At 40.1% G+C, this 11449-nt stretch carries 13 protein-coding genes; 5 read left to right on the top strand and 8 right to left on the bottom strand.

Going from position 1 to position 11449, the window contains the following annotated elements; all coding sequences use genetic code 11:
* The 3 genes from ABZB17_RS14990 to ABZB17_RS14980 all read left to right on the top strand — a co-directional run.
* On the top strand, positions 1–1045 hold a 1045-nt coding region (locus ABZB17_RS14990), incomplete at its 5' end, for an aldehyde dehydrogenase family protein (protein ID WP_372651176.1).
* Between the two features lie 129 nt (positions 1046–1174).
* Positions 1175–1483, top strand: coding sequence for a septum formation initiator family protein (locus ABZB17_RS14985; protein ID WP_045030034.1), 309 nt, complete (start codon positions 1175–1177; stop codon positions 1481–1483).
* Positions 1484–1605: 122 nt separating this feature from the next.
* Positions 1606–2196 carry a YqgE/AlgH family protein gene (locus ABZB17_RS14980; RefSeq protein ID WP_372651174.1) on the top strand — a complete coding sequence of 197 codons (591 nt, stop codon included), beginning with the start codon at positions 1606–1608 and terminating at the stop codon, positions 2194–2196.
* Between the two features lie 6 nt (positions 2197–2202).
* Here ABZB17_RS14980 and ABZB17_RS14975 read toward each other — a convergent pair whose 3' ends face one another.
* Genes ABZB17_RS14975 through ABZB17_RS14960 form a run of 4 tightly spaced genes read right to left on the bottom strand, consistent with a single transcriptional unit; the run spans position 2203 to position 5429 of the window.
* The gene (locus tag ABZB17_RS14975; protein ID WP_372651172.1) at positions 2203–3039 is read right to left on the bottom strand and encodes an aminotransferase class IV; all 837 of its coding nucleotides are present in this window, start codon (positions 3037–3039) and stop codon (positions 2203–2205) included.
* Positions 3040–3042: 3 nt separating this feature from the next.
* On the bottom strand, positions 3043–3654 hold the full coding sequence (locus tag ABZB17_RS14970) for a rhomboid family intramembrane serine protease (protein WP_372651170.1): 612 nt from the start codon (positions 3652–3654) through the stop codon (positions 3043–3045).
* Positions 3655–4656 carry a DNA polymerase III subunit delta gene (gene holA / locus ABZB17_RS14965; protein ID WP_372651168.1) on the bottom strand — a complete coding sequence of 334 codons (1002 nt, stop codon included), beginning with the start codon at positions 4654–4656 and terminating at the stop codon, positions 3655–3657.
* A 2-nt stretch (positions 4657–4658) separates the two neighbouring features.
* Positions 4659–5429, bottom strand: coding sequence for an AMP nucleosidase (locus ABZB17_RS14960; RefSeq protein ID WP_045030024.1), 771 nt, complete (start codon positions 5427–5429; stop codon positions 4659–4661).
* 113 nt (positions 5430–5542) lie between these two features.
* Between ABZB17_RS14960 and ABZB17_RS14955 the strand changes: the two genes are divergently transcribed.
* Complete coding sequence (locus tag ABZB17_RS14955; RefSeq protein ID WP_372651166.1) at positions 5543–5986, top strand: type I restriction enzyme HsdR N-terminal domain-containing protein; 444 nt, start codon at positions 5543–5545, stop codon at positions 5984–5986.
* A 195-nt stretch (positions 5987–6181) separates the two neighbouring features.
* Here ABZB17_RS14955 and ABZB17_RS14950 read toward each other — a convergent pair whose 3' ends face one another.
* The 3 genes from ABZB17_RS14950 to recR form a co-directional block, all read right to left on the bottom strand.
* Positions 6182–6709 carry a GNAT family N-acetyltransferase gene (locus ABZB17_RS14950; RefSeq protein ID WP_372651164.1) on the bottom strand — a complete coding sequence of 176 codons (528 nt, stop codon included), beginning with the start codon at positions 6707–6709 and terminating at the stop codon, positions 6182–6184.
* Positions 6710–6727: 18 nt separating this feature from the next.
* On the bottom strand, positions 6728–8683 hold the full coding sequence (locus ABZB17_RS14945; RefSeq protein ID WP_372651162.1) for a glycosyltransferase: 1956 nt from the start codon (positions 8681–8683) through the stop codon (positions 6728–6730).
* 144 nt (positions 8684–8827) lie between these two features.
* Entirely contained in the window at positions 8828–9454 is a 627-nt protein-coding gene (recR, locus tag ABZB17_RS14940; protein ID WP_372651160.1) for a recombination mediator RecR, read from the bottom strand.
* A gap of 271 nt (positions 9455–9725) precedes the next feature.
* Between recR and ABZB17_RS14935 the strand changes: the two genes are divergently transcribed.
* Positions 9726–10289, top strand: a complete 564-nt coding sequence (locus tag ABZB17_RS14935; protein WP_372651158.1) for a hypothetical protein — start codon at positions 9726–9728, stop codon at positions 10287–10289.
* A gap of 80 nt (positions 10290–10369) precedes the next feature.
* On the opposite strand, the gene ABZB17_RS14930 is transcribed toward ABZB17_RS14935, so the two are convergent.
* On the bottom strand, positions 10370–11449 hold a 1080-nt coding region (locus tag ABZB17_RS14930), incomplete at its 5' end, for a phosphate acyltransferase (protein ID WP_372651156.1).

Raw genomic sequence — 11449 nt, 5'->3', positions numbered from 1 at the left:
TCCTGCAGCACCTGCCATGATGGGTAACGTTGCTGTTTGGAAACCATCAAAAACTGCTGTTTATTCAGCAGGTGTAATTATGGAGATCTTTAAAGAAGCAGGTCTACCTGATGGCGTTATCAATCTGGTTTATGCATCGGGTCCTGTTGCTGCCGATACTGTGCTTACTCATCCTGATTTTGCCGGAATTCACTTCACAGGTTCAACAGCGGTATTCCAAAGCATTTGGAAAACCATCGGCGAGAACATTTACAAATACAAATCATATCCGCGTATTGTTGGCGAAACTGGTGGTAAAGACTTCATTTTTGCTGATCCTACAGCTAAAAAACGCGAACTGGCCATTGCAATGTTGCGTGGTGCTTTCGAATACCAGGGGCAAAAATGTTCTGCTGCTTCAAGATGTTATGTTCCTGCAAGTATCTGGCCGGAGGTAAAAGAGATTTTTGGAGCCGAACTGGCTACCGTAAAAATGGGACCGGTTGAAGATTTCACCAACTTTGTAAATGCCGTTATCGACGAGTCGTCGTTTGATAAACTGAAAGGTTTTATCGATCGTGCAAAAGAAGACGAAGATGCTGAGGTTATTTTTGGCGGAAACTGCGATAAATCAGTTGGTTATTTTGTTGAGCCAACAGTTATTCTGGCTAAAAAACCAGATTACATTACCATGAAAGAAGAGTTGTTTGGTCCGGTTCTTACTGTTTACGTTTACGAAGACGAAGACATGGATGCAACGCTTGATTTGGTTGATACAACTTCGATTTATGCACTTACAGGAGCTGTATGGTCGCAAAGCCGCTACAATATCGAGAAGATTGCCAAACGCCTGGAAAACTGCGCCGGTAACTTCTATATTAACGACAAGCCAACAGGAGCTGTTGTAGGCCAGCAGCCATTTGGTGGCGCTCGCGGATCGGGCACCGACGATAAAGCAGGTTCTATTTTTAACATGCTTCGCTGGACAGCAATCCGCACTATCAAAGAAAACTTTGTACCACCGGTAGATTATACTTATCCGAATTTTCAGCCGGATAATGAATAGATATTAATACCTGATGTTTGAAAATCAGGTTATTAAGGTTAAACTGTTGAAAAAGGGGAATCGGAATTGTTCGGTTCCTCTTTTTTTTGGTCGCGAAAGATTCTACTTTTGTAACAACTTTTAAGGAACATGAACAAGGAAATATTTAAATCCGGAATTTTTAAAGGCATCGGTAATAAGTTTGTTATCGCCTTTGTTTTTTTTGCAGTCTGGATAATATTTTTTGATGAGAACAGCATTGTTTCTCATGTGAAAAGCAAGCGCCAGCTAAACGAGTTGAAGCAACAAAAAGAATATTACCAGGAACGTATTGCCTCAGACAGACAAAAACTTCAGGACCTGAATAAAGGAAAAGAAGAACTGGAAAAATTTGCCCGGGAACAGTACCAGATGTCGAAACCCGACGAGGATGTTTTTATTATTGTAGAAGAAGAGTAGTTCACTTTTGGTAAACAATAATTCCCTCCATTCAGAACATTCTGTTAATAAATTCGTTACAAAGTAGTGTAAGATAAACAGCTATTTGATAGCCAATATAAATTTCTTATATTGCTTTTACAATGAATGAGAATCTTGACATATTCAGAATAAAATCAAACAACATTGCACCACAAAAGGGGCGAATTTTGATTGCTGAACCATTTTTGGCCGGTAATTATTTCAACCGGTCTGTGGTATTTTTGGTTGCCTACAGCAAAAAAGGAGCAGTGGGTTTTATTCTGAATAAGAAGGTTGATTTCCCTGTGCAGGATGCTTTCCCTGATTTTCCTGATTTTAACGCCGATGTTTACTTGGGCGGTCCGGTCTCTACCGATACGGTTTACTTTATTCACAAACTGGGCGATAAACTTCCGGGTAGTATTCATGTTATGGGCGACTTGTATTGGGGCGGAGATTTTGAGGTGTTGAAAAGGGACATTCAAAGCGGAAAAATAAATTCTTCTGATATCCGGTTTTTCCTTGGCTATTCCGGTTGGGATGGAGGACAGCTCGAAGATGAATTAAAGGAAGATTCGTGGCTGGTAACCGATGTAGAGCAAAACGAAGTGATGAAAGATTTAAGTGAATCTTCGTGGTTCGATTTTGTGAAGAAAGCCGGTAACCGTTATTCGGTGTGGGAAAATTTTCCTGAGAATCCCGCGCTTAACTAAACACTTTCATTTCTGATTTTCAGTTTTCCTTTCTAGAAATTGATTTAAAGCAGTATAAATCCGGTCGGTGTATTGATGCACGTATCTGCGGTTCTCAAATCCCAAAACCCATTGTATTCCTTTCGTTTCAGAGGCAAAGAATATTTCGTCCATTTGCAGCAGGTGTTTGCTTTCCAAATCATCGGTTTCTACCACTTTTATGTTTATTTCATTCGCATGTCGAATAATTTCCGCACGAATTACATCGGTGTAGCAACCCGTTTTTATTGACGGCGTAAAAAGTACATTCTCTTTCACCATAAAAATATTGGCAGCGATGCTTTCGCAAACTATATCCTTTTCATTTAGAATTATTGTTGCCGGACTTGGTCTCTCCTTCATTTCTGCACAAACTTGTTTCCATAATGTTGCCTTTCCAAATCGTGAATTGCTGTTTTGCGAATGACTTAACAGTTTAGAGCTTGAAATGCCGATGAGCAATCCTTGCGCATTTATCCGGAAATCGAAATCATTAAAAGCCTTACAGGTAACCAGGTAATCAATTTTTTCTTCAGTTATAAAAAACTGAAAAGTAATCAGTCCTGTACGGTAAAACCGGTTTTTATTGAGCATACGTTTTAGCAACCTGAATAATTCGCGACGGTTTTGAAAAAGGACTGGTAGGTCGTGTCCGAGCGATTTTAATTCTATTTTCAGGATATTCAGATTTTCGTCAAGCATTGGAATTCCGCCAAAACCAAACCAAATGCGGTGTTTGTACACATCGGGAGCGTTTAACAGAAAAGGTGTAAGGTTGGTTTCTGCTTCTTTTAAAATCTGATTATTTACAAGCAGGTAGGCCATAAATTACAGGAATGTAAACAGATTGTCGATAAAGCGGCTGAATAATTCAGGCTTTAGTAAAATCGGGAAAATAAAACCAAATACAGCTCCCAGAAAGTGGGCATCGTGTGCCACATTGTCCGATTGCCGTTTACTCATTTGGTAGGAGTAAAAAAGGTAACCGACGGCAAACAGAATTCCGGGAATAGGAAGCACTGCAAATAAATACAAAGGCTCCCAGGGCTGGAAAAATATGGTGGCAAACAGCACCGCCGACACTGCACCCGAAGCACCAACCGCATTGTAGTAGTAGTTGTTTTTATGCTTTATCAGGCTCCAGATATTCGAGGCCAAAATACCTCCAAAATACAGTAGCAAAAAATAAGCTGTGGCTTTAGTTCCAAAATAGTAGTCGAAATAAACAACGGTATTTCGTCCAAAAAAATAAAGAACCAGCATGTTTACACCCAAATGCGACCAGTTGGCATGAACAAAGGCATGGCTCACCAAACGGTAGTATTCATTGCGGTGGATAATTTGCGCCGCATTAAATTGTAGCTTTGCCGATAACTCGCGGTTTTGAAAGGCAATATATGAAATAACGGCTGTTACGCCTATGATGAACCATACTATCATTTAGTGTAAAATTTTATAAATCATTTCTTTCTGCAAGTCTCCGGTTTCAACCATTGTTGATACGTTGAAACCCTTACTTTTCATGTCGTATTCGCGTAAAATACCCATAATTTCGTACAGCTTGGTAGGGGAGTAACGTTTGGCTGCCGACACATATTCTTTCACAAAAAAAGGATGAACCCGAAGTTCGGCGGCAACATTTCGTTCCGATTTATCTTTTAGGAAATGATAGGTAAACAGTTTTGAAAAATAGAAATACAACCCGGCAACGGTTTTCTGTATCGGATTTAGTGTTGGATTAGCACCAAAATAATTGATGATCCGGTTGGCTTTTAGTACATTCTTTTCTCCCAATGCATTCTGAAGTTCAAGTATATTAAACTCTTTGCTTAGCCCGATATTTTTTTCAATATGCTCGGGAGTGATTTTAGTGGTGTCTTTAACCGCAATTACCAGTTTATTCAGCTCGTTGGCAATTTTACTTAAATCTGTTCCCAAATACGAGGTGAGCAATAAAGCGGCTTGCGGCGTAATGGTGTAATTGTGCGTTCTCAAAAATCCATCAATCCAACCCGGAATTTTGTTCTCGTACAATTTCTTTGAAGTAAAAAGTACACCGTTCTTTTTTATGGCTTTGGCAAGTTTTGTTCTCGAATCAAGGGTTTTGTATTTGTAAGCCAATACCAAAATGGTTGAAGCCAATGGTTTTTCAGCATACGATGTAAGCGTTTCTATTTTGCTCAGGCTCTGCGCTTCTTTCACAATAATAACCTGCTTACTCGCCATCATCGGGAAACGTAACGAGGCTTCAACGATGGTAACCGGATCTGAATCTTTTCCATAAAATATGGTTTGGTTAAATCCTTTTTCAGCATCGGTAAGCACATTGTCTTCAATATAATCCGATAGTTCATCAATAAAATATGCCTCTTCACCCTGAAGCAAATAAATGGGGTGGTAGATGCCTTTTTTCAGGTTGTGCAGTATGTCGCTATACTCCATTTTTAGAATCGTAAGTGTTTTACAGAAAGTCCGTGATTTTTAATTTCCAGCAAGGCATCAATACCGGCCTGAATATGTCTTTCTACGTACGAAGAAGAAACATACTGATCGCTTTTGTCGGTTTTTACGCCGGTAGAAATCATGGGCTGATCGGAAACCAGTAATAAAACTCCGGTAGGTATTTGGTTGGCAAAACCAACGGTAAACAGGGTTGCTGTTTCCATGTCGATGGCCATTGCCCTAGTTTTTTTGAGGTATTTTTTAAACCGGTTGTCGAACTCCCAAACCCGACGGTTGGTGGTTAATACCACGCCTGTCCAGTAATCCTGCTCCGAATTTCGGAGAATATGCGAAACCGCACGTTGCAGGTTAAATGCAGGTAATGCCGGAACTTCCGGCGGCAAATAGTCAGTCGATGTCCCGTCGCCACGGATGGCGGCAATGGGAAGGATAAAATCTCCCAACTGATTTTTCTTTTTTAGCCCACCACATTTTCCCAGAAACAAAACAGCTTTTGGATGAATAGCACTTAGCAAATCCATTACTGTTGCTGCGTTAGGGCTTCCCATTCCAAAGTTGATCATGGTAATGCCTTCGGCAGTTGCACTGGGCATGTTTTTGTCGGTTCCTTCAACCGGAACCTCAAACTTGCGTGCAAACCGTTCAACGTAATCCTGAAAATTAGTGAGCAAAATATACTGGCCAATTTCATCGAGTTTTTTACCCGTGTACCGTGGCAGCCAGTTGTCAACAATTTCTTTTTTCGTCTTCATAAGCTGAATTATTCTACCTTTGAACAAATAGGAATACCTTTGGTTTTAAGGCGAACACAAATGTACATTTTTACAGCTCGCCAGCCAAGTTGAGTTAATAAGTTATTGAGAAGATGATGTACAAACTGAATTTGCCGGAACATACTTTCCGAACAAAAACAGAAAACGATAAAACCTGGATTTTTGATTCGATACGCAAAAAATTTGTGGTACTTACACCGGAAGAATGGGTGCGCCAGAATTTTATTCAATATTTGATACAGGAACGGAATTATCCGCAGAATTTAATGGCTGTGGAAAAGCAAATTAAAGTAAACCAGCAACAACGACGTTTCGATTTATTGATTTATCAGCGAAACGGAAATCCTCATCTGATAGCTGAATTTAAAGCGCCAAATGTAAAAATTACACAGAATGCTTTTGATCAGGTGGTGCGCTACAATATGGCTTTACGTGTTGAAAGGGTAGTGGTGTCGAACGGAATGCAGCACTTTGCCTGCCAGATCGACTACGAAAAAAACAGCTATTCTTTTTTGAAAGAAATACCAACTTTCTAAATTATTTTTTGCACCGTCTTTTAAGGCGGTGAATAAGAATCTATTGCCTTAATCTGATTTTTTAGGATTTTTGGAACATGAAGTTTACAAAAATCCTAAAAAATCATTGCCGCCAACACTGTTTAGTATCACCGCTCTAAAGAACGGTGCAAAAAATAGTATCTATCGTCATTGAGTCTTGAGAAGCTGTGAAGTTTAACCCAAAAACTTCTGATAAAACAGCTCATCTTTCCAGCCGGAGAAAGTTTTAATCCAGTCTTTTTTTATGCCACTGCGCGTAAATTCTGCTTTTTCGAACAACTGTATGCTTCCCCAATTATCGGAAGTAATGTTCGCGTACAATTGTCTTAATCCCAGGAATTCGAAAGCATAGTTGGATAAGGCATGGAGTGCATCGCTGGCGTAACCTTTTTTACGGTCATCGCTATTGTGAATAAGAATACCTACCCCTGCCCGCATGTGAAAGGGTTCAAAATCGAAGAGATCAATGGCACCTACAGGCTTGTTTTCAGTCGTCTCTATAACCAGACGAAGTTGTTTGGTTTCGTAAATATCTTTTGCCGATTCCAACAGGTATTGGGCAAGAATATGTTTCGAGAACGGCGTCTTTGTGTTGCTCACTTCCCAAATTTCGGTGTTATTCTCCCACTGGTACAGCAGGTCAATGTCCTCCGGTTCAAGGGGGCGGAGTACTATTTTTCCAAAGCTTAACTTCTCTTTCATCTTCGTTGTTTTTAATGATTAACGGTCAAGACTTCTCCAGCCTTTCAACAAAATTTCAATGTCCGAAAGTACTTTGTAATCTTTTGCATACAATCGGTTTAACTGCACCGATTTTTCTTTATCCAATTGTAACCCGGGAAACCTGTCGGCCGGATGAAGGATTCCTTCTTTTATTGTCGGAAGTTTGCTCTCGTCGGCAACACCCGATATGTATCCAATCCAGGATTTTTTTCCAAGAATTACGCTGAAAATATTTCTTAAAAAGTTTCCTTTATTACTTGCGAACCAGATAAGAATCGGGCTTAGGCATAAAATCAATAGTGCAGCTAGCAGATCAAACAATCTTTTTTTACGCTTATTGCCCAATTTTGAAATGGCATTCAGATTCACCACATAAAGGTCGCCAGCCGTGTGAATGGAATTACTCCCGATGATACTTGCACTTTCGGGTGGTGCAATTTTGTAATCAATATCCAGGCGACTCAGGTCGAGCATTGCTTTAATGATCTCGGCCGAACTGATGTTTTCAGCACAAAATACAATTTCATCAATACGGTTAATCCGAATGATCTCCTCCAACTGGCTTAACTCGCCCATGTAATTTTGTCCTTTATCGCTACTGTCGAGCGCAATAAAACCTGTCAATTGCGATTGAATCCGGGTCTCTTCCAGAATCTGTTGAACCCTGCGTGTTTCTTCCGAATGACCAACAATCGCAATTTTACGGGTGTCTTGCGCGTGAAGCCTGAAATCGCTAAGCTTTAACCAATGGCCCATCAATCGGTAGGCCATAAGGATAATTCCGGCCCAGGCAGTTCCCAGTAGAATCAATGCGCGCGAAAAACGGTATTGTTCATCTACCAGCGAATAGACCAATAAAAGTGAAATTAGTCCCCAGAGAATTCCTCTCTCCACTTTGTAAATGCTAACGGGCTTATTGTAACCTCCCGAAAACCGAATGCCCAATAAATAAAAGAAGCAGTACACCGGTACCACAATTTGTAATAATTCGGGAGGATAATAATCCGGTTGATGAAAGCGGAATTGTTCCCAGCTTGGAGTGATCAGCCAGAATCCGACAAAAATCAGCAATGCATCAATAAGTGGTATATACAGTTTTTGCAGAACGCGTTTTGACGCAGAAAGCAAAGCCCGAAAATAAATAGCCAGATGAATGAGAAAAGCAAAAACACCTGCTTTATTTCCCGAAAAATGTTTACGTGCAAAAATGATCATGGCATTGTAAAATACCTTCACGTAATTTAGTGAACCCTTTTTTGTGCTTTCTCCTTTGTAATGGATTATTGTTGTTTTGGGGTAGTAATAATTTTTGTATCCTCTTTTTTGAATGCGGTACGAAAGGTCGATATCTTCGCCATACATAAAAAAAGATTCATCAAGCAATCCAATTTTATCGAGTACCGATTTACGAAGTAACATAAAAGCACCTGCCAGCACATCAATTTCATGAACTTCATCCTGACTGAGGTAGGAGAGATGATATTTGCCGAATTTACGTGACTTTGGGAAAAGCCTTGAGAGGCCGAACATTTTATAAAAGGCCACCCAGGGAGTTGGTAATCCCCGTTTTGATTCAGGCAGAAAAACGCCTTTCCCATCAATCATTTTTACACCCAGACCGCCCGCATCGGGGTGTGCATCCATGAATGAAAGAGCCTTTTCAAAAGTATCTTCCTCAACAACGGTGTCGGGATTCAGCAACAATACATATTTCCCTATTGCCTGCCGAATGGCCTGGTTATTCGCACGTGAAAAACCCACGTTCTCTGTATTTTGAAGAAAAGTAACATTTGGAAACTTTTCAGTAATCAACTGCGACGAGCCGTCAACCGAGTTATTATCAACAACAAAAACTTCGCCTTGTACATTCCGCAAAGCCTTCTCAACCGAGTGGAGGCATTGTTCCAGAAAATGTTTTACGTTGTAGTTGACAATAACAATTGAAATATCCATCTTTTTGCACTGGCATTTTCAAATAGACTGGCCACTTATAACGTTGCGGCCACGGAAATCTACTTTTATCGTTGATTACTAATCACTCTCAAATGTAAGATTTCCTTTTCATAACAGAAAGAAACCGGCTTTCTGATGCGTAATTTATTTTCCCAGAGAACTTTCGAAGGGAACGCGGTTCATTAACGAGCGGCCAAGTGTAATCTCGTCAGTATATTCCAGTTCGTCGCCAATGGATACGCCCCGCGCCAGTGTAGAGATTTTTACTTCTTTACCCTTTAACTTCCGGTAGATGTAAAAGTTGGTGGTATCGCCTTCCATGGTAGTTGAAAGTGCCAGTATGATTTCGATAACTTTGCCTGAATGTACCCGTTCAATCAGCGAATCGATTTCCAGTTCGGCCGGGCCAATTCCATCCATTGGCGAAATAATACCTCCCAACACATGGTAAAGTCCGTTAAACTGGTGTGTATTCTCCACCGACATTACATCGCGGATATTCTCTACCACGCAAATTACACTTTCGTTGCGCGAAGGATTGGAGCAAATCTGGCAAGTGTCATTATCCGAGATGTTATGGCAAACTTTGCAGTGTTTTATTTCGTTGCGCAATTGTATAAGGCTGTTGCCAAACGAATTAACATCTTCTTTGTCTTGCCGCAAAAGGTGCAAAACCAACCGTAATGCACTTTTTCGGCCAATGCCGGGCAATTTCGAAAACTCGTTTACAGCGGCCTCCAACAGTCGCGATGGATATTTGTCGATGTTCATAAGAGCAAAAATAGTGTTGAATTTTAAAATATGATAAGAGATTGCAATTTTTCACACAGAGAAGTTTTTTCGTTTGTTTTCATCTGTTAAAAATTTTTTGATTTCTGAATGTTCAAAAAATTTAGATACATTCAGTAACTCACATAAATTTTAATCATTCTTGTTTTTGAATTTAGAATGAGGAAAATTCATGTTCGTTTCATAGCTGAAATTGTTGCTCCGAAACCTAAATTATGTGTACCTTATTGTCATTAATTTAAAACCACAAGCTGTGAAAATCTCATTTTTACTGGTTGTATTTATTTTTTTCTCCGTATCTGGTTTTGCACAGGTACAGGATACCACCACTGTTGATCAACAGAACGAAACAAGTTTACCCAAACCCCAACTCGATAAAAGCCGAATTTATTATGGTGGTTACGTTACTATGAATTTTAGCAAAAATTACAGTGTGATTGGAGCACAACCTTTAGTAGCATATAAGCTCACTCCAAAGTTATCGGTTGGAACACAGGTATCTTACGAATACATTAGCGACAGCCGATACATTGAAGATCAAAATGGTTCGAATTACGGAGCCAGTATTTTTAGTCGATTTCGAGTTACACCACGTCTATATACTCACACTGAATTCGAATTGATGAGTTATAAGTTTTATTTTCCTGAGGATCGAAAACTAGTGCCCATGTTTTACGTGGGAGGTGGTTACAGCCAACCAATCTCTCCAAATGTATGGTTAAACGCACAAGTGTTGTTTGATGTGTTAAACCATAAAAACTCACCGTACAAAGATTGGGAACCCTATTTCAGTTTGGGAATTGGAGTAGGATTTTAATGTGGATAAAAAAGATAGTGATCAAAATAAAATGCCGGAATTCATCTGATTCCGGCATTCTTTATTTTAAAGCGAGAAGTTTAATCTTCAAGGGTACTGCTGGCCTGGGCATCAATAACAGCAATGGCTGTCATATTAATGATTTCACGTACAGTGCTGTCGCGTTGTAAAATATGGATGGGTTTTTTCATTCCCATCAGAATAGGACCGATAGCCTCGTAAGGGCCCAATGCCTGTAAAATTTTGTAGGTAATATTTCCTGAGCTCAGGTTGGGGAAAATAAGGGTATTGGCATCCATATCGCCCAGTTTATTAAACGGATAACGCGAATAGCGTAATTTGCCATTTAATGCGTAGTTTGCTTGCATTTCTCCATCTACTATCAAGTCGGGATCCTGCTCATGAAGTAGCTGTACAGCTTCTTTTACTCTGATTGGGCTACCTTCTCCTTTGTACGCTCCAAAGTTAGAATAGGAAAGCAGAGCAATGCGTGGTTCGATGTTAAATTTGCGTACTTCGGCGGCTGTAAGCTGTGTGGTGTCGGCAAGTGTTTGTGCCGACGGATTCATATTCACAGTAGTATCGGCCAGGAACAATGGTCCGTGTTTGGTTAACAGCATATACATTCCTGCAATGTGGTTAAAATCCTTTTTTACACCAATTACCTGCAGGGTAGGGCGAATAGTAGAAGAATATTTTCTGGAGAATCCTGAAATAAAAGCATCTGCTTCGCCCGTTTCTACCATCATCGAACCATAATAGTCGCGGTTGTACATTTTTTCTACAGCCTCGTTGTAGGTCATCCCTTTACGTTTTCGTTTTTCGTAGAGGATTTTTGCAAAGTGATGACGTTTTTCGTCGCTTACCGATTTATAAAGATCAATGATTGGTACATTCTCAAGATCCAGTTGGTTTTCCTTTATCAGCTCCTGAATTTTCTCTTTATTTCCCAGCAGAATTGGTTTTGCAATTCCCTCGCGAATCACGAATTGAACTGCTTTGAGAATACGGAAACTATTGGCCTCTGCAAATACTATACGTTTCGGATCTTGTTTTGCCTTGGTTCGAATGGCCATTATCAGTCGGTTATCTATTCCCAGGCGTTCGGTTAATTCGCGCTCGTAAGCTGCCCAGCTTTTTATCGGTTTACGGGCCACTCC

Origin of the sequence: Draconibacterium sp. (assembly GCF_041583095.1) — a bacterium.
In the GTDB taxonomy this organism is placed as follows: domain Bacteria; phylum Bacteroidota; class Bacteroidia; order Bacteroidales; family Prolixibacteraceae; genus Draconibacterium.
The sequence above is the reverse complement of the archived record's forward strand: the minus strand, read 5'-3'. Positions and strand labels throughout refer to the sequence as shown.